The organism is Salmonella sp. NW722, from assembly GCF_051702785.1.
GTDB lineage: Bacteria > Pseudomonadota > Gammaproteobacteria > Enterobacterales > Enterobacteriaceae > Salmonella > Salmonella enterica.
Genome location: NZ_JAMMIN010000002.1, coordinates 1 through 18550 on the forward strand (window position 1 = coordinate 1; position 18550 = coordinate 18550).

The 18550-nt window shown below is 50.7% G+C and carries 16 protein-coding genes; 1 reads left to right on the forward strand and 15 read right to left on the reverse strand.

Annotated elements, in window-relative coordinates:
* Positions 1 to 694: 694 nt before the first annotated feature.
* From NA330_RS04330 to NA330_RS04340, 3 genes are all read right to left on the reverse strand, one after another.
* Positions 695 to 916: a membrane protein gene (locus tag NA330_RS04330; protein ID WP_000825645.1), complete on the reverse strand. Its 222-nt coding sequence runs from the start codon at positions 914 to 916 to the stop codon at positions 695 to 697.
* Positions 917 to 1152: 236 nt separating this feature from the next.
* Positions 1153 to 4266, reverse strand: coding sequence for an efflux RND transporter permease subunit (locus tag NA330_RS04335; protein WP_001273283.1), 3114 nt, complete (start codon positions 4264 to 4266; stop codon positions 1153 to 1155).
* Between the two features lie 11 nt (positions 4267 to 4277).
* On the reverse strand, positions 4278 to 5435 hold the full coding sequence (locus tag NA330_RS04340; protein WP_000160383.1) for an efflux RND transporter periplasmic adaptor subunit: 1158 nt from the start codon (positions 5433 to 5435) through the stop codon (positions 4278 to 4280).
* A gap of 413 nt (positions 5436 to 5848) precedes the next feature.
* On the opposite strand from NA330_RS04340, the gene envR reads away from it, so the two are divergent.
* Positions 5849 to 6511: an acrEF/envCD operon transcriptional regulator gene (gene envR / locus NA330_RS04345; RefSeq protein ID WP_001085725.1), complete on the forward strand. Its 663-nt coding sequence runs from the start codon at positions 5849 to 5851 to the stop codon at positions 6509 to 6511.
* Between the two features lie 26 nt (positions 6512 to 6537).
* Here the strand turns inward: envR and NA330_RS04350 are convergent, their stop codons facing one another.
* The 12 genes from NA330_RS04350 to msrP form a co-directional block, all read right to left on the reverse strand.
* On the reverse strand, positions 6538 to 8613 hold the full coding sequence (locus NA330_RS04350) for a putative bifunctional diguanylate cyclase/phosphodiesterase (protein WP_023242144.1): 2076 nt from the start codon (positions 8611 to 8613) through the stop codon (positions 6538 to 6540).
* 150 nt (positions 8614 to 8763) lie between these two features.
* The gene (locus tag NA330_RS04355; protein WP_000620015.1) at positions 8764 to 8928 is read right to left on the reverse strand and encodes a DUF2556 family protein; all 165 of its coding nucleotides are present in this window, start codon (positions 8926 to 8928) and stop codon (positions 8764 to 8766) included.
* An 82-nt stretch (positions 8929 to 9010) separates the two neighbouring features.
* Entirely contained in the window at positions 9011 to 9895 is an 885-nt protein-coding gene (gene yhdJ / locus NA330_RS04360; protein WP_000642611.1) for an adenine-specific DNA-methyltransferase, read from the reverse strand.
* 85 nt (positions 9896 to 9980) lie between these two features.
* Positions 9981 to 10277 (reverse strand): DNA-binding transcriptional regulator Fis, encoded by a 297-nt coding sequence (gene fis / locus NA330_RS04365; RefSeq protein WP_000462905.1) that lies wholly within the window; start codon positions 10275 to 10277, stop codon positions 9981 to 9983.
* Between the two features lie 25 nt (positions 10278 to 10302).
* A complete protein-coding gene (gene dusB / locus NA330_RS04370; RefSeq protein ID WP_023242145.1) occupies positions 10303 to 11268 on the reverse strand; it encodes a tRNA dihydrouridine synthase DusB in 966 nt (321 codons plus the stop codon).
* 660 nt (positions 11269 to 11928) lie between these two features.
* Positions 11929 to 12810, reverse strand: coding sequence for a 50S ribosomal protein L11 methyltransferase (gene prmA / locus NA330_RS04375; protein ID WP_001145849.1), 882 nt, complete (start codon positions 12808 to 12810; stop codon positions 11929 to 11931).
* 11 nt (positions 12811 to 12821) lie between these two features.
* Positions 12822 to 14273, reverse strand: a complete 1452-nt coding sequence (gene panF, locus NA330_RS04380) for a sodium/pantothenate symporter (protein WP_023242146.1) — start codon at positions 14271 to 14273, stop codon at positions 12822 to 12824.
* Positions 14263 to 14505: a YhdT family protein gene (locus NA330_RS04385; RefSeq protein WP_000340017.1), complete on the reverse strand. Its 243-nt coding sequence runs from the start codon at positions 14503 to 14505 to the stop codon at positions 14263 to 14265. The genes panF and NA330_RS04385 overlap by 11 nt, the downstream gene beginning before the upstream one ends.
* Before the next feature lie 108 nt (positions 14506 to 14613).
* The gene (accC, locus tag NA330_RS04390; protein ID WP_000884627.1) at positions 14614 to 15963 is read right to left on the reverse strand and encodes an acetyl-CoA carboxylase biotin carboxylase subunit; all 1350 of its coding nucleotides are present in this window, start codon (positions 15961 to 15963) and stop codon (positions 14614 to 14616) included.
* A gap of 10 nt (positions 15964 to 15973) precedes the next feature.
* Complete coding sequence (gene accB, locus NA330_RS04395) at positions 15974 to 16444, reverse strand: acetyl-CoA carboxylase biotin carboxyl carrier protein (protein ID WP_000354626.1); 471 nt, start codon at positions 16442 to 16444, stop codon at positions 15974 to 15976.
* Positions 16445 to 16836: 392 nt separating this feature from the next.
* Positions 16837 to 17436 (reverse strand): protein-methionine-sulfoxide reductase heme-binding subunit MsrQ, encoded by a 600-nt coding sequence (gene msrQ, locus NA330_RS04400; RefSeq protein WP_001240053.1) that lies wholly within the window; start codon positions 17434 to 17436, stop codon positions 16837 to 16839.
* Entirely contained in the window at positions 17437 to 18441 is a 1005-nt protein-coding gene (gene msrP / locus NA330_RS04405) for a protein-methionine-sulfoxide reductase catalytic subunit MsrP (protein WP_000723876.1), read from the reverse strand.
* Positions 18442 to 18550: the final 109 nt, after the last annotated feature.

Here is an 18550-nt window from a genome sequence, read left to right on the forward strand (position 1 = left end):
CCGCCGGGAGCGGATTTGAACGTTGCGCAGCAACGGCCCGGAGGGTGGCGGGCAGGACGCCCGCCATAAACTGCCAGACATCAAATAAAGCAAAGGGCCCAATCGAAAGATTGGGCCTTTTTGCATTTATCTCTCTATGGAAAAAGTTATCGGTTAATGGCGCCGACGCGTTTTAAACATCTTCGTAGAGTGGATAAAAACCGTTTTAGTAAACGTGATTTCCCGCCATATATCCGCCTGAACCATCGAATGTGAACCGTGCTGAAGTAGATGTACAAACGGCTTTTACTTACGCCTCTAATAAGCAATAGAGATATTCGCTGAGGACTAAGAATTTGGTCCATTAGGCTATTTTATTTGCCAGTTTGTCCCTGGGACAGTGCTCAAAATCCTCATGTATTACGTGTATGCTCCGGTTTATATCCAGACTGTCTGTAATAATTACGCCTAATGACCACGCTCTAAGTCTTACTGTATAAAGCCTGTTTGTAATGCGGCTTACGATGCTATCAAGCTACAATTTTGTCTGCATCGGACAAGGAATAGAATAAATACCATCGGGATGGGCGAGTAAGAAAAGAGAGCGTTTTATCGTGTTAACTTTCGGGGGATAGGCTGAACAGATTACGTCGCTGAGTATCCTTACGACCTTTATATTATTACTGAAAGCGCGGCATTGCCGCGCCTGCATGTATCATTTAGAAAGCGCAATGATACCCATCGTCAACCCTGCTACCGCCGCAGCGCCGCCAGCAATAGCGCCTGCTGTCTCCCAGTTATCCTGCGTTGTACCTTTCATACATGTATTGGTATGAACCAGCCGCCCTTGATCGTCATAAACCGGTACGCAGGGAGAATCATGTGCACAACCTGCCAATAAGGTGGTAAGCAATGCAACTGGAATTAGTCTTTTCATGGTGTTACCGCATTAATCAGCGTTTCGCGAAGTACAGCAACGTAAATGCTGGCTCTAACCGCTGCGAAAACGAGAGTTATTTTACCACCACAGAAAAAATGGCCGACATGAGGAATCATCTCAATTCATGTGAATTGTAAAAACTATGGAGAATGCAGAGGTAAGCGGAGAGGGGGAATAGCGGAGATAAAGACGTACCGTTTAAAAAGGCGTCCGAAGACGCCTCTGTTTACCGGTTAATCATGATGGCGATTAAATCGGCGTTTTACAACAACGAAGAATACTGGCACGAAGAAGATAGCTAATAAGGTTGCGGTTAACATTCCCCCCATAACCCCTGTGCCTACTGCGTTCTGTGCCCCACTACCTGCGCCACGACTGATAACTAACGGCATTACCCCGAGAATAAAGGCCAGCGAGGTCATTAGAATAGGACGTAAACGCATACGGGATGCTTCCAGCGTCGCTTCAATCAATCCACGTCCTTCTTTTTCCATGAGATCTTTGGCGAACTCGACAATCAGGATGGCGTTTTTAGCAGAAAGGCCAATAGTGGTTAACAAGCCAACCTGGAAGTAAACGTCATTGTTCAGACCGCGCAATGACGCTGCAAGCAGAGCGCCAACCACGCCGAGCGGTACGACCAGCATTACCGAGAACGGAATTGACCAGCTTTCATACAGAGCGGCAAGGCAGAGGAAAACGACAATGAGTGAGATTGCGTACAGCGCCGGCGCCTGGTTACCTGACAACCGTTCCTGATACGACATACCTGTCCAGTCATAGCCAATACCGTTTGGCAGCTGTGAAGCCAGGTTTTCCATTAACGACATGGCTTCACCGGTACTTCGTCCGGGCGCTGCTTCACCGAGCAGTTCCATTGACGGCATCCCGTTATAGCGTTCCAGGCGTGGCGAACCATAAATCCACCGTGCTGAGCTAAAGGTAGAGAAGGGCACCATCTCGCCATTGGCGCTGCGAACATAAAGATTGTTGATATCTCCCGGCAGCATACGGAACTGAGCGTCAGCCTGAACGTATACTTTTTTCACTCGTCCGCGATCGATAAAGTCGTTAACGTAATAGCCGCCCAACGCCGCGGAGATGGTTTCGTTGATATCAGACAGCGAAACACCGAGCGCCTGCGCTTTTTCTTGATCGACATCCAGCTTGAACTGTGGCGTGTCTTCCAGCCCGTTCGGGCGTACGCGCACTAATAGGTCTGGATGCTTCGCGACCATACCCAGCAGTTGATTACGCGCTTTTGTTAACGCATCGTGACCGAGTCCTCCCTGATCAATCAGTTCAAAGTCGAAACCTGTCGCGGTACCTAACTCGACAATTGCCGGCATGTTGAAGGGGAACACCAACCCGTCGCGAATCTGGCTAAAGGCGCGTGTCGCTCTGGCGATAACGGCTTCGACGCTATTTTCTTCACCGTTACGCTCTTCCCAGGGTTTAAGGCTGACAAATGCCATCCCTGAGTTTTGTCCCTGACCGCTAAAGCTAAAGCCGTTTACGGTAAACACGCTTTCGACGTTCGCTTTTTCATTATTCAGGTAGTAATGAGTGACTTGATCCAGCACTTTCTGCGTACGTTCTTGCGTAGCGCCAGAGGGGAGCTGAATCATGGTCAGGAATACCCCCTGATCTTCTTCCGGCAGGAAGGAGGTCGGGAGGCGTAAAAACAGAACCGCCATTCCGACTACAATAAGTAGATAGATAATGAGATAGCGACCCGTATTACGCACGATGCCGCTTACGCTGTTAGTATAGTGGTTAACGCTGTGGTCAAACCTGGTATTGAACCAGCCAAAGAAGCCGCTTTTTTTCTCGTGATGTTCAGCAGATACGGGTTTAAGCAGCGTAGCGCACAGTGCTGGCGTCAGAATCAACGCAACCAGAACGGATAGCGCCATTGCTGAAACAATAGTAATAGAGAACTGGCGATAAATTGCCCCGGTCGAGCCGCCAAAAAAGGCCATCGGGATAAATACCGCAGACAGTACCATCGCGATACCTACCAGCGCTCCCTGAATCTGCGACATGGATTTTTCCGTCGCCTCTCGGGGAGAAAGGTTATCCTCCATCATTACACGTTCAACGTTTTCTACGACCACTATCGCATCGTCAACCAACAGCCCTATCGCCAGTACCATACCAAACATCGTCAGAGTATTGATGGAATAGCCAAAGGCGGCGAGTACCGCAAAAGTGCCTAGCAACACGACAGGAACAGCGATGGTAGGAATCAGGGTTGCCCGGATATTCTGTAAGAACAGATACATTACCAGGAACACCAGAATAATCGCTTCAAACAGCGTTTTTACCACTTCGTGGATAGATATTTTTACGAAGGGCGTTGTGTCATAAGGATAAACCACCTTCATTCCCTGAGGGAAGAAAGGCTGCAGTTCCGCCAGTTTCGCTTTGATTGCGGTTGCGGTATCCAGCGCGTTAGCGCCGGTCGCCAGTTTAATACCGAGACCGGAGGCCGGTTTACCGTTAATGCGCGCTACAACGTTATAGTTTTCACCGCCAAGCTCAATACGCGCGACATCTTTGAGATGGACGACAGAGCCGTCGGTATTGACGCGCAACGTAACTTTGCCGAACTCTTCCGGATCTTTCAGACGCGTTTGGGCGATGATTGAGGCGTTAAGCTGCTGGCCCGGTAATGCTGGCGTGCCGCCCAGTTGGCCTGCCGCAATCTGGTCGTTCTGTACTTTTAACTGGTTGATGACGTCAACTGGCGTGAGCTGGTATTTATTTAGCAGATTCGCATCCAGCCAGATACGCATGGCGTACTGTGCGCCAAATAGCTGAACGTCGCCCACACCATTCAGACGGCTGATAGAATCCTTAATGTTAGAGGCGACATAGTCAGAGATGTCGTCCTGGGTAGTGTTCGGATTATCCGAGACGAACCCGGCGACCATCAAAAAGCTGCTGCTGGACTTTTCAACGCTAATCCCCTGCTGCTGGACTTCTTGCGGCAGTAAAGGCGTGGCGAGCTGCAATTTATTTTGCACCTGAACCTGCGCGATATCCGGATCGGTTCCGGACTGGAAGGTCAGGGTGATGGTCACGCTACCAGCAGAGTCGCTGGTAGAGGACATATACATCAGGTTATCGATACCGTTCATATTTTGTTCGATAACCTGAGTAACCGTATCCTGTACCGTCTGCGCATCCGCGCCAGGATAGGTTGCAGAAATAGAAACCGCTGGCGGCGCAATGGTTGGATACTGCGCAACGGGAAGTTGCATTATTGCCAGTGCGCCAGCCATCATCAGGATAATGGCCAGAACCCAGGCGAAAATAGGACGTCTAATAAAAAAGTTTGCCATGTACGGTTACCTTATTGCGCCGTTTTCGCTGCAGGAGCATCGGTAGTGGCTTTCACCTGGACGCCCGGTCGCGCTTTTTGTAAGCCGCTGACGATGACCTTATCGCCTGGTTTTAACCCTTCGCTGATGAGCCATTTATCGCCAATAGCCTGCGCCGCCACGACATTGCGGGCTTCGACCTGGCTTTTATCGTTAACCACCATCACCATTGCGTCGCCGCGCGGCGTGCGGGTTACGCCCTGCTGGGGGACAAGGATGGCATTGGGCTGGACGCCTTCATCAATGCGGGCGCGAACAAACATACCGGGAAGCAGACTATGTTGCGGGTTAGGGAAAACCGCCCTGAGCGTGATAGAGCCGGTGCTTTCATCTACGGTAACGTCGGAAAATTGCAGCGTGCCTTTAATCGGGTAGACCTGACCATTTTCCATTACCAGTTGAACCGTGCTACTGGCGCTGTCTTTATGCAGGTTACCTTGTTCGACGGATTGCTTGAGTCGCATAAAGTCGTTGCTTGATTGCGTCACGTCGACATAAATCGGGTCGAGTTGTTGCACGGTAGCCAGTTCAGTTGACTGACCATTAGTCACCAGCGCGCCTTCAGTCACATTAGATTTTCCTATACGCCCGCTGATGGGTGAGGTGACTTTGGTATACGCAAGGTTAATACGCGCGCTTTCAACAGCGGCTTTTGCCGCCACAACGGCGGCATCGGCCTGGCGGGCGTCGGCAATCGCCTGATCATATTCCTGTTGGCTGATATATTTTGTGCCGACCAGTGGAACATAGCGTTTGACCGTCAGGTGCGCGATAGCCGCAGCCGCTTCGCTTTTAGCAAGTTCGCCTTTAGCGCTGTCATAATCGGCCTGATAAGTGGCAGGATCGATCTGATAAAGCGACTGTCCGGCCTCTACATCGCTACCTTCGGTGAAGTTTCTTTTAAGCACGATCCCGCTCACCTGGGGGCGAACCTCCGCAATGCGAAATGCGGACGTACGTCCGGGAAGTTCGGTCGTTACGGCTAGCGGCGCTGTTTCGACCACATGGACGGTGACTTGCGGCTCGCCGGCATGAGCCTGGGTATCTCCCTGGTCATTACAACCGGCCAGCAGCGCAGCAGAGAATATGATGAATGAGGGCAGGAGTGAAAACCTGGCATGTTTCGTCATTACTGTTCCTTAAAAAACCGAAAGCTCGTTATTCACCGGATAACGGTAAGGCGTTAACGCGCGAAAAATAGAATAGCAGTGGGGTATCCTACAAATTATTAGCTTGTGATGTAAGCAATACTTATTTTGGGATGGGGTTCACGGCACATAAAAGCAAAAAAAAAGAACTATTCCCTGTCGTTTCATAATGTCCCGATTAGTAAAATCATGATGTTGAATAACATAATTAGAAATATATATTTTATATGAATATGTTTTATTAATTTATTTGTTTTTATTATTGATTTGGCGATATTGTGCGAAATAAAAATGGCTGTCTCTCGTCTGACTAAAAAGGACATGGTAAAGTTGTTTTTTGTGCTGAGTATTTTATCAGCGTATTTATCGTTTTTATGGTCCAGGATATCTTAATTATGGCGAAGAAAACGAAGGCGGATGCGCTTAAAACGCGGCAACATTTGATTGAAACCGCTATTGCGCAGTTCGCTTTGCGCGGCGTTGCCAACACGACGTTGAATGATATCGCTGATGCCGCTGATGTCACGCGGGGCGCCATCTACTGGCACTTTGAGAATAAAACGCAGTTGTTTAATGAGGTTTGGTTACAGCAACCACCTTTACGCGAACTTATTCAGGATAGGCTTACGGGATGCTGGAATGATAATCCTTTACAGGATCTACGAGAGAAATTTATTGCAGCCTTACAATATATTGCGGCAGTGCCTCGTCAGCAGGCATTAATGCAGATTTTATATCATAAATGTGAATTCCATAATGGTATGATATCGGAACAGGCCATTCGGGAGAAGATGGGTTTCCATCATCAGTCGCTGCTTGAAGTATTACAGCGATGTATGGATAAAAAGCTGATCTCAGGCAGTCTTGATCTGGATGTCATATTAATTATTCTGCATGGTAGTTTTAGCGGAATAGTAAAGAACTGGTTAATGAATCCCACAAGTTATGATCTTTATAAGCAGGCGCCTGCATTAGTCGATAATGTATTAAAAATGCTAAGCCCGGATGGCAGTGTGAGGCAATTAATGCCAAATGAACAACAGGCGGAAGAAGCCTGAGATTATTTTGAGTTGATATTATATATTTACCTTGTGAATATATTGGCAGGGTCCCGAATATCGCGAGCAATTTCCTCTGCCGTACGCGGCTTGCCAAGCAGGAACCCCTGAAGCGTATGGCATCCTAACTGGGTCAAAAATTGTTGCTGCGTTTCATTTTCTACCCCTTCTGCCACAATTTGCAGATTTAACGCTTTCGCCAGCGCGACAATAGCCGCAACAATGGTCGCGCCGTCGCTTGCCTCGCTGAGTTCATGTACGAAAGCGCGATCAATTTTTAGTTCGCACGCCGGAAGACGTTTCAGATAGAGAAGGCTGGAATAACCGGTGCCAAAGTCGTCAATAGAGGCCTTAACCCCCATTTCCGTTAATCTGGTGAGTATAGCGACGCTTTGCTCTGGCTTGTTCATCGCCGTGGTTTCGGTGATTTCCAGAATCAATAAATCGGGACGGATACTGTGTCGGGCCAGGCTCCGCGTAATGGTGTCCACAAGCCCGGGCTGCTCAAATTGTAAGGCGGACAGATTTACCGCCACTGACCATAAGGCGTATCCCTGTAAATGCCACTCGCGGAGCTGTCGACACGCCTCGTCTATCACCCAGCTACCGATAGTGACGATAAGACCCGTTTTTTCCGCCAGCGGTAAAAACTGGTCAGGATTCAGTACGCCTTGTTTTGGATGATACCAGCGCAACAGGGCCTCAAATCCTACAATGGGGCCGGCAGGGGCCTGAAATTTAGGCTGGTACACCAGCCTGAGCTCTTGTCTTTCCAGCGCCAGCCACAGGTCATTCATTAGCTGAAGCTGGGTTTGCGCTAGCATATTCATTGATGGCTGAAAGAAATGGTATCCGTTACGCCCCGTATGTTTCGTGTGGTACATTGCGGCATCGGCGTTGAACATCAGTTCCCGTTCGTTTTTTCCGTCCAGCGGATAGAGCGCTATTCCCACGCTAAGGGTGACGACCAGTTCGTACGGATCTATCGTAAAGGGCGCATCTATCGAATGTACCAGCGCGCTGGCAAGGGAAGCCGCTTCGTCAGGCGCGCTGACTTCTGCAAGCAGCACAAATTCGTCGCCGCCAATCCGCGCCAGGGTAAACTGCCCGCTCAGCGGTTGGTTCAGACGATGCGTGACCGCCACCAGTAGCTTATCGCCAATATCATGACCATAAGCGTCATTAACGGCTTTAAAGCCATCCAGATCCATAAACAGTAGCGCGAAAGACGTGCTTTCCCGATTCGCTTTGCTGATGGCCTGTTCCAGACGATCCTCAAGAAGTACCCGGTTTGGTAAACGGGTGAGCGTATCATGCAGCGCCAACTGCGCCAGTTCCTGGTTCGCCTGCGCCAGCGAAGAGGCAAGTAGTGCGGTACGGGCCTGAAGCCGGGCGTCAAATAAAGAAACCAGCAGAGTAATACCCAGGATAGTCAGCGCGACCACGCTGACAAGAACAGCCAGCCAGTTGCTATCGACGCCACGATGCTCCATCGGCCAGTTTTGGGGAAAGTGTGCGGCCTTCATGCCGGCGTAATGCATGCCGGCGATAGCTATCCCCATTAATACCGCAGCGCCTGCTCGCCTCAGGGCGACATCTGTTCCCTCATGACGCAGGCGGAACGTGAGCCACAGCGCGCCGCAGGACGCCAGTAGCGCGATAATGATAGAGAGGGCAACCCATGCGCTATTCCAGACGATAATGGAAGCAAATTGCAGCGCCGCCATCCCGGTATAATGCATTGCGCTGATGCCCAGTCCCATCACCAGCGCTCCCGGCAGTAAACGGCGCAGGCGCAGTTTTTCAGCGCTAACCAGCCATAGCGCAAACAGGGAGGAGCCGATCGCGATCAGCATGGAGAGGCCGGTGAGGAACGGATCGAAGCGCATGTTCATCGCGTGATCCATCGCCAGCATCCCGACAAAATGCATCGCCCAAATACCGACGCCCAGCGCGAAGCCGCCGCCCATTAGCCATATTCTGGCGTTTGATCGGGCGCTTCCGGCTACGCGTCCGGCCATATTTAATGCGGTATAGGACGCAAAAATAGCGACAGCAAATGAAACCGCCACAAGGATGTGGTTGTACTCACTAACCGGCATGTATCATTAGCTCATTGGTTATGCAGGAAAAGAACAGGACGAGACAGTATCACCCCTTCTTTTATCCTCAACGTGTTTTAATTCCCTGTTTTTATAAGGGATAAAAGAAATCCGGGTGATAAATAATCATAGGTTAAATCGCCCGGTTCGCTACTCCAGATCGGTACAATTGATCAATTTAAGAGGGTTAACCGAGTCCATGTTTCGGCACTTATCCTGTTCAGTCGCCATCAATTCGATCCATTGCATCAAAAGCGCATCAAAAAGAAAAACGGAGACGGCAAAAACAACCAGCCACCAATACTTACGTATCATCGTCAAATCCTGTGTATTCATGCCCATGCGTGCTGGGAATATACATGAAATTTTGACGCTGAAAAGCGGACTTACAATGCTTTTACTTCTCTGAAGATAGCGCGTTTATCCCGACATTTCGCTGCTTTTTGGACAGGTTTTGTGTTTTTCTCTTTTTGACTTTTGCAAGTTCATTTTCTGAATAATGCGAAGTGACGCTCAATCTTCTGAGCCCCATTTTTACGTACTCATTATTGAGTTCAATACCGATAAACTTACGACCTGACGCCGCTGCGACAGCGCCTGTGGTGAAACTGCCCGCGAAAGGGTCCAATACGGTATCGCTCGGGTTAGAAGAGGCCAGTATGATCCGTTTTAACAGCGCGCTGGGCTTTTGCGTAGGATGGTTTTCATATTCATCCATCAGATAACGTACGCGAGGAAATGACCAGACGTTGCCCGGCACTTTTTTCTGATTGTATGGTTGGGGCGGGTTTTTTCGATAATCGATTAGCGCGCGCTTAGCGCCCGTGGTGGTTTCGACCAGAATCGCATCACGGTTAAAGGTATAGCTTTTCGGGTTTTTTACCATCATCAGGATCGGTTCATACATAGAACCAAAGTATTTTTTCGCCTGCACCCCGGAACTATCATAGGACCAGACGATACGGCTTTTGATGGTAAAAAGCGTTCGGCATTTGAGATCGATATACGGCATATTTTCTGTGCTATTCATGATGTACATGGTGCCGTGTTTCTTCAGTACGCGGTGGCACTCATCAATGCATTCATACAGCCAGGCCAGAAAAGACGCTTCGTCCCAGGATTCCACCATACCGTCGAAATCTTTTCCGATATTGTAAGGCGGATCGGCAAAAATTAAGTCAATGCTTTCAGAAGGCAGTTTTTTAAGTTCTGTTAGCGCGTCACCGTGAATAATCTTCTTCGATTCATCGCCAAAGTACTGAGGTTCACATTCCGCTTTCATGACCAAATTCCATGTGATGCGTATAAAAAAGGCGCTTCCCCATGCCGAGTAGCGCCTTTTTAAACAAGCAGTTAGCTAATCGAAATTAGTTCATGCCGTATTTTTTTAATTTTTTACGCAGCGTACCACGGTTGATGCCCATCATCAGAGCAGCACGGGTCTGGTTACCACGGGTGTATTGCATCACCATGTCCAACAGGGGCTGTTCTACTTCAGCCAGTACCAGCTCATACAGGTCATTAACGTCCTGACCATTCAGTTGAGCAAAATAGTTCTTCAGTGCCTGTTTAACCGAGTCACGCAGGGGTTTTTGGGTTACCTGATCCTGAGAGTTAACGGTAGAAACGGTCAGTACGTCAGAATTTACGCGTTGTTCGAACATAGTTCTGTCAGCTCTTTATTTCTGTTTACGCAAAATTTTCGAAGTATGCCTCCAACGCCTCCAGCTGTTCGCTGGCGTCCTCAATAGCGTTGAATGTGCGCCGAAACTGGTCGTCTGGAGCGTGCTCCTGGAGATACCAGGAGACGTGTTTACGCGCGATTCGGTACCCTTTTGCCTGACCGTAAAAGTCATGCAGTTCCCGAACATGCGTGCAAAGCAAGCGCTTTACCTCTGCCAGCGGCAGCGGCGGAAGCAGCTCCCCAGTGTCCAGATAATGCTGGATTTCCCGAAAGATCCAGGGTCTTCCCTGAGCTGCGCGGCCTATCATCAGGGCATCCGCCCCTGTATAGTCGAGAACAGCTCTGGCTTTATGCGGGTTAGTAATGTCGCCATTCGCGATAATCGGAATGGAAACTTTCTGCTTAACTGCCCGAATACTGTCGTATTCAGCTTCTCCGTTGAACAAACAGGCGCGGGTGCGGCCATGGATGGTCAGAGCCTGAATACCACAATCTTCAGCCAGTTGGGCAATCTCTACGCAGTTACGGTGTTCCGGCGCCCAGCCGGTGCGAATCTTGAGAGTCACAGGAACGTCCACTGCGTTTACGACCCCGATGAGTATAGACTTCACTAAATCCGGGTACTGCAAGAGGGCTGAACCTGCCAGCTTACGATTCACTTTCTTCGCCGGGCACCCCATATTGATATCAATAATCTGGGCGCCGCTTTCCACGTTAATACGTGCGGCATCGGCCATCTCAACAGGGTCGCTACCGGCAATTTGCACCGTGCGAATTCCTAGCTCATCAACGTGCACCATCCGTAAACGAGATTTATCGCTTTCCCACACTTGCGGGTTAGAAGACATCATCTCGGATACTGTCAATCCTGCTCCCATCTCATAGCACAGCGTCCGGAAAGGTCTGTCAGTAATGCCAGCCATGGGCGCTGCGATCAGGCGATTTCTGAGCTGATATTGTCCGATGCGCATGAGTTAAGAAATGACCATACTGTGACTGCAAGGCGGCGTATATTACGCATTTTTTGCACGAGATGAAAGGCCAAACTTTGAACAATCCACTGTTGTAGATCAATGAATCGTGCTTAAAAACAGCAAAATAAATTTATAATTCAGTAAAATCATAGGGTTATTTATTGTCGACGGTTTTGTACGCGCTTACAAATTCCCGTAACTTCTCTCTATTTCTTCGTCCAGAAACAAGATAAGCGGAATAATCTGCTTTTTTTATAAGCTAATTACCCCAAATGAATGGGATCGCCGTCTCGTTTCAGGACAAGATCACTTCCCGCTGCGCGTGACTTTTCTCCATTGCCAGTCGGAAGGGGGCGCACAGATGCGCTTTTGTGTTCATGAATGGCACGCATAAATTTTTCCAGCTGTGCTGAAGAGCGCGTTAGCGGATGCTGCAGAACAACCCGGACAGCATTACTAAGTACGAGGGCGATGGCTGCGACCCGTTAAAACGCCAGTACCTTTTGTCCGCTGGTAGCAGCTGTTTATCCAGACGGATAGTGACAAAGAAGTCATTTCAGGCATTCATTTGATGAATTTAATGATGTCTCGGTGCCTGAAAGGCGTTAAGGCAGTTGTGTGGAGAAAAGCGTGGCCGGGCGACCACGCTGACAAGAATTATTTCTTACGGCCAGTAATGCGGCACCACTCTTCTTTTTCGACGACCGGGTCGAGAGTGAAAAGCTCGGCGTAAGCATCACAGACGCTTTCCGCCTGGCTGGCGAGAATACCTGAAAGCCCCAGCAGACCGCCCTCAACGGGCAGTACGCTGATTAACGGGGCCAGTTCGCGTAATGGGCCTGCCAGGATGTTAGCGACGACCACGTCGGCTTTCATGGCTTCTGGCTGGTCTTTCGGCAGGTACAGCTCCAGCCGGTCAGACACGCCGTTGCGTTCGGCATTATCGCGACTGGCCTGAATAGCTTGTGGATCGATATCAATACCAATCGCCTTTGCCGCTCCCAGTTTCAGCGCGGCAATCGCCAGAATGCCTGAACCGCAGCCAAAGTCGATCACGGTTTTGCCGTTGAGATCGAGCCCGTCCAGCCATTGCAGACATAAAGAGGTGGTGGGGTGCGTACCCGTACCGAACGCCAGTCCCGGGTCGAGCATCACGTTGACGGCATTCTCGTCCGGAATGTCACGCCAGCTGGGACAAATCCACAAACGCTCGCCAAAACGCATCGGATGGAAATTATCCATCCATTCGCGTTCCCAGTCTTTATCTTCCAGCTGTTCGATTTTATGGGCAAATCCGGCACCCAGCAGTGGATGTTGCTCCAGAATCGCGACAACGTCTTTCATGTCGGTTTCGGCGTCGAACAGACCGATCACATCGGTATCGCCCCACAGACGGGTTTCGCCCGGCAACGGCTCAAAAACCGGCGTATCGTGCGTATCCTGAAAGGTAATGGAAACGGCGCCCGCTTCCATCAGCGCATCACTCAGCTCTTCAGCATTCGCGCCGGTGGTATTCAGTTTCAATTGGATCCATGGCATGGCAAAACTCTTTATTTATCAGTAGACAATACGGTGGCTTGCGAAGCGGAAGAGCCGAATCGGTTTCCGATCAGAAAAGCCAATAAACTTAACAGTAACGCGGGCACAATCGGATGAAAGCCCAGGTACTGAATATTAAATGTGGCAAGCAGGGCATATAGCACGCCGCCCACGATCATGGCGCTTAATGCGCCTGCCGCGTTTGCCCGCTCCCAGTAAAGGCCCAGTACCAGCGGCCATAAGAACACCGCTTCCAGGCCGCCAAACGCCAGCAGGTTGAGCCAAATGATCATCTCTGGCGGTTTCCACGCGGCCAGCAGCAACAGCGCGCCTAGCAGTAATGTAATCGCTGCCGACATACGCTTCAGCCGGATCTCATTTTGCATCTGAGCGGGGCGCAGGTTGAGATAGAGATCTTTAATGATCGTCGCGGAACTTTGCAGCAGTTGGGCGTTAATTGTTGACATGATCGCCGCCATTGGCGCAGCGAGGAAGATCCCGGCGGCAAACGGCGGCAAAACTTTCACCATTAGCGTTGGGATCACCAGATCCGGCACCGTCAGATCCGGAAGCACCGCGCGACCCAGCGCGCCGGCAAGGTGCATCCCGAACATTAAAATCGCCACGACAATCGTACCGATAATAATGCCCCGGTGTACCGCTTTACTGTCTTTATAGGAGATGCAGCGCACCGCCGTATGCGGCAGGCCAATCACACCAAAACAGACCAGTACCCAAAAAGAGGTCATAAAGGCGGGAGAAAGTATGTCATCGGCGCCCTGCGGCGTTACCAGTTTGGGGTCGAGAGCGTGCAGCGTGTCAACGGCCTGACTTAGACCGCCCGCCGCATGCACCACGCCCACCAGCAGCACTATCGTGCCGACCAGCATCACCAGGCCCTGTAGCGTATCGTTAAGTACGCTGGCGCGAAAGCCGCCAAACGCCGTATAGAGTGCGATACTGACGCCAAATATTAGCAGGCCGGTTTCGTAGGGAATTCCCGCCGCGGTTTCCAGCAGTCGCGCGCCGCCGATAAATTGTACGGTCATTGCGCCAATAAACGCGACCAATAAACTCAGGCTTGCCAACCACACCAGCAGGCGGCTTTGGTAACGAGCGAATAGCATATCGTTAAGCGTGACGGCATTATAGCGACGCGCCAGGATAGCGAATTTTTTACCCAGAATACCCAGTGAAAGCCAGACGGCGGGAAGCTGGATCATCGCCAGCAAGACCCAGCCCAGACCGTATTTATAAGCCGCGCCGGGACCGCCGATAAAGGAACTGGCGCTAATATAGGTGGCGGTAAGCGTCATCGCGAGCACGATCCCGCCCATCGAACGGCTGCCAAGAAAATATTCGTTTAAAAAGGTGCCGGCGGTACGCTTGCGCATAGCGTAAATCGAGACTCCGAAGACCACGATCAGATAGGCTACCAGTGGTAGAATGACCTCAAGCTGCATTGTCATCCTCCAGCGGAATATCGCGATAAATGAATTTCACCATCGCCCAGCACAGCAAAATAAAGACCAGCGGCGTCAATAAGCAGGCCATCTCGAACCAGTGCGGCAGACCGGTAATTCCCGGCGAGTCTCCAGGTAAGTAAGCAGCCACTAACCATGCCGCCAGATAGCAAAGGGTCAGCCACAGCGCCCAGCGCGCCTCTTTATGGGCCTGAACAAAACGAGCGTCCATTTTTTGTCCCTTATGGGTGAAGAAAGCGGGAATTGTACATGATGGGGCATCGCTATCCCCAGAAATAAAAAAGGCCGGATTCACCGGCCTTTTGAGACTAACGTGCGATTACTTTTCCTGAAGACCGAGTTTTTTCTCCAGATAGTGGATGTTGGTTCCACCGTGCTGGAAGTGCTCGTCATTCATGATGCGGGTCTGCAGATCGATATTGGTTTTGATACCATCGATAATCAGTTCCTGCAGGGCATTTTTCATACGGGCAATCGCCACGTCGCGGTTTTCACCGTAGCAGATGAGCTTGCCGATCATGGAATCATAGTACGGCGGCACCGTGTAGCCCGCGTAGATATGAGATTCCCAGCGAACGCCAAAGCCGCCAGGCGCATGGAAGCGCGTGATTTTGCCTGGGCTTGGCAGGAAGGTGTTCGGATCTTCGGCATTGATACGGCATTCTACCGCATGGCCTCGAACGACAACTTCGTCCTGTGTGATCGACAGCGGCTGACCCGCCGCGATGCGCAACTGCTCTTTGATCAAATCGACGCCGGTAATCATTTCAGTCACCGGGTGTTCAACCTGAATACGGGTGTTCATTTCGATGAAATAGAACTCGCCGTTTTCGAACAGGAATTCGAACGTCCCTGCGCCGCGATAGCCGATGTCTACGCACGCTTTCGCGCAGCGTTCGCCGATATAGCGACGCAGTTCCGGCGTAATGCCTGGCGCCGGGGCTTCTTCAACCACTTTCTGGTGGCGACGCTGCATGGAACAGTCGCGTTCCGCCAGATAGATAGCGTTGCCCTGGCCGTCCGCCAGCACCTGAATTTCGATGTGGCGTGGATTTTCCAGGTATTTTTCCATGTATACCATGTCGTTGCTGAAAGCCGCTTTCGCTTCCGCTTTGGTCATGGAGATGGACTGCGCCAGTTCAGCATCGCTACGAACCACGCGCATACCGCGGCCGCCGCCGCCGCCGGACGCTTTGATGATCACCGGATAGCCAATACGTTTGGCATGAGCGCGGTTCGCATTCATATCGTCGCCCAGCGGGCCGTCAGATCCTGGTACGGTCGGCACGCCCGCTTTTTTCATCGCGGTAATCGCGGACACTTTATCGCCCATCAGGCGGATGGTGTCCGCTTTCGGGCCGATAAAGATAAAGCCGGAGCGTTCAACCTGCTCGGCAAAATTGGCGTTCTCAGAAAGGAAGCCGTAACCCGGGTGGATTGCCACCGCGCCGGTGATTTCAGCGGCGCTAATGATAGCCGGGATGTTCAGATAACTTTTTACGGACGGTGCCGGACCAATACAGACCGTCTCATCCGCCAGCAATACGTGTTTTAAATCGCGATCCGCGCTTGAGTGCACAGCGACGGTCTTGATGCCGAGTTCTTTACAGGCTCGAAGAATACGTAGTGCGATCTCGCCGCGGTTGGCGATGACAATTTTATCCAACATGTTCGCCTCGTTACTCGATGACGACCAGTGGCTCGTCAAATTCTACCGGTTGACCACTTTCGACCAGAATCGCTTTCACAGTACCTGCTTTGTCAGCTTCGATCTGGTTCATCATTTTCATGGCTTCAACGATGCACAGGGTATCGCCCACGTTCACTTTCTGGCCCACTTCGATGAACGCTTTCGCGTCCGGGCTTGGGGTGCGGTAGAAAGTACCAACCATTGGGGAGCGTACGATGTGACCACTGATTTCCGCTGCGGCAGGCGCTTCCATTGCTGGAGTAGCCGCTGGCGCGACAGCGTTAGACAGAGCGGGTTGCTGCATCATCGGCGCCGCATAAGCCTGCTGCATCACCGGAAAACCGGCGTTTGCCGTTGTGCGGCTGATGCGAACAGATTCTTCGCCTTCAGAAATTTCCAGTTCGGAGATACCTGATTCTTCAACCAGCTCGATCAGTTTTTTAATCTTACGAATATCCATGAGTGGGTTCCGTACTCTTTGTTTAGTGTGATTGTGACAGGCGTTTTAGCGCCGTCTGTAAAGCATGTGAATGACTGCCGCGGGTAAAATACCGCGCATCTTTGATTTGCCTGTTATGCCGTAGCACCCGAAGGTGAAATTCATGATTTGCCAGTCATTGTGTGGCTATCTTCTGCCATTTTCGGGCAAAAAACAAAATATACCTTCATTGCTCGATTGTCACCCTTTCTGCGAACGAAAATCGCCGTTGGGCAATGTAAAGTCGCACATTATAACTATTTCGTCGCAATTGGCAGCTAAATACTGGTCTTATCAGGGAAGATAATCAACCAGAAACATAAAAAGGACATTACCTGTTTTGCGTTTTGCAATCGACCGCACAGTTCACCAAACTAGCGCCACCACTGGCGAAACTTCCGGTAACGCAACGCTAAAAGGGCTAACGCTAATGCCGCGTAGATGACCGGTTGCGGTGATAAAATCTTTACCGACCACAGGTAATGTATGGGAGCCAGGATCGCGACAAGATAGACGACGTTATGCAGTGTTTGCCAGCGTTTGCCCAATTTACGCTGCGCAAATTGCGTTGAGGTCAACGTCAGCGCCAATAACACCAGCCAGCTAATGATCCCAAGCGTCAAATAAGGGCGTGAAATCAACTCGCTTCCTAACAGCGCCAGGTTATGTATCCCCAGTTCCAGTAAGGCATAGCTGGTTAAATGCAGCGTAGCCCAAACGAAACACCATAACCCCAACAGGCGGCGTGTGCGTATCAATAATGGCTGTTTAGCGTAGCGCGCCAGCGGTGAAACCAGCAAGGTGGCGAGCAAAAATTTGAGCGCGGTTCTGCCGGTAAAGTGTTGGATATCCTTTACCGGGTCTGCGCTGAGTCCACCGTGATTTATCGCCCAAAAGAGCCACAGAAGCGGCAAAAAACCGGCAAGATGCAGACAAACTTTTAGCCAGGTTATCTGTTTTGCTGTCAGACGCACTTAAAAATTCTCCCGCAAATTGAGACCGCGATACAGCGAAGCGACTTCATTGGCATAGCCGTTAAACAGCAGCGTCGGCTGCCTTTGTACATCGAGGATACCGCCTGAACCAATAAAGCGTTCGGTAGCCTGAGACCAGCGTGGATGATCCACATGCGGGTTCACATTGGCGTAAAAACCATATTCGTTGGGAGCCGACAAATTCCAGGTGGTTGGCGGACGTTCGCGGGTGAGTTTAATGCTGACAATAGATTTAATACCTTTAAAACCATACTTCCATGGAACGATGAGTCGAATGGGCGCGCCGTTTTGCGGGGGTAACGCCTTACCATAGACGCCAACGGTCATCAGAGTCAGCGGATGCATGGCTTCGTCCAGACGTAGCCCTTCGACATAAGGGTATTTCAGTCCGCCGCCAATAAAGCGATCTTTCTGTCCTGGCATATCATCCGGCGCGTATAGCGTTTCGAATGCCACATATTTAGCGTGGCTGGTGGGCTGTGCCTGCGCGAGTAGCTTATATAAAGGGAAACCAATCCACGGCACGACCATGGACCACGCTTCGACGCAGCGCATTCGATAGATACGCTCTTCTAATGGGAAACGATGTGTTAAATCGTCGTAATCCAGCGTAAATGGCTTCGCGACTTCCCCGCTGATTTTCAACGTCCACGGTTCGGTTTTCAGACTTCCGGCATTGGCCGCCGGGTCGGCTTTATCAAGGCCAAACTCATAGAAATTGTTGTAGCCCGTCACCTTATCTTCCGGCGTTAACGCTAAATCGCTTCGCCAGGCGGCAGGCTGACTAAACTCAAGCGGTTTACCGGCAGGCGCTTTCGGACGATCGTTGCCTTTAAACCAACTGAAGAGATCGGCCTGCGCCGTTGAGGGTAAGGATAAGGCGGCCGCGCTGATGCCTAATGCTTTTAGCACCTGTCGGCGCTGCATAAAAAAAGCCGATTCCGCAGTCACATCGGCTTCTGTTAATGGACGTATCTTTTTCATCACAGACTCCCGGTCTACCCACCACAACATGGCGTGTAGTGAATATGACAGGGAGTGTGTCAATGTGTAAAAATAAATAGTTAATTAAGTGTAAATTTTTTTATACGTG

Bases quoted from the DNA above. Each gene is read 5' to 3' on its own strand.
- NA330_RS04330 (WP_000825645.1), bottom strand. From the start codon at position 916: ATGAAAAGACTAATTCCAGTTGCATTGCTTACCACCTTATTGGCAGGT.
- NA330_RS04335 (WP_001273283.1), bottom strand. From the start codon at position 4,266: ATGGCAAACTTTTTTATTAGACGTCCTATTTTCGCCTGGGTTCTGGCC.
- NA330_RS04340 (WP_000160383.1), bottom strand. From the start codon at position 5,435: ATGACGAAACATGCCAGGTTTTCACTCCTGCCCTCATTCATCATATTC.
- envR (WP_001085725.1), top strand. From the start codon at position 5,849: ATGGCGAAGAAAACGAAGGCGGATGCGCTTAAAACGCGGCAACATTTG.
- NA330_RS04350 (WP_023242144.1), bottom strand. From the start codon at position 8,613: ATGCCGGTTAGTGAGTACAACCACATCCTTGTGGCGGTTTCATTTGCT.
- NA330_RS04355 (WP_000620015.1), bottom strand. From the start codon at position 8,928: ATGATACGTAAGTATTGGTGGCTGGTTGTTTTTGCCGTCTCCGTTTTT.
- yhdJ (WP_000642611.1), bottom strand. From the start codon at position 9,895: ATGAAAGCGGAATGTGAACCTCAGTACTTTGGCGATGAATCGAAGAAG.
- fis (WP_000462905.1), bottom strand. From the start codon at position 10,277: ATGTTCGAACAACGCGTAAATTCTGACGTACTGACCGTTTCTACCGTT.
- dusB (WP_023242145.1), bottom strand. From the start codon at position 11,268: ATGCGCATCGGACAATATCAGCTCAGAAATCGCCTGATCGCAGCGCCC.
- prmA (WP_001145849.1), bottom strand. From the start codon at position 12,810: ATGCCATGGATCCAATTGAAACTGAATACCACCGGCGCGAATGCTGAA.
- panF (WP_023242146.1), bottom strand. From the start codon at position 14,273: ATGCAGCTTGAGGTCATTCTACCACTGGTAGCCTATCTGATCGTGGTC.
- NA330_RS04385 (WP_000340017.1), bottom strand. From the start codon at position 14,505: ATGGACGCTCGTTTTGTTCAGGCCCATAAAGAGGCGCGCTGGGCGCTG.
- accC (WP_000884627.1), bottom strand. From the start codon at position 15,963: ATGTTGGATAAAATTGTCATCGCCAACCGCGGCGAGATCGCACTACGT.
- accB (WP_000354626.1), bottom strand. From the start codon at position 16,444: ATGGATATTCGTAAGATTAAAAAACTGATCGAGCTGGTTGAAGAATCA.
- msrP (WP_000723876.1), bottom strand. From the start codon at position 18,441: ATGAAAAAGATACGTCCATTAACAGAAGCCGATGTGACTGCGGAATCG.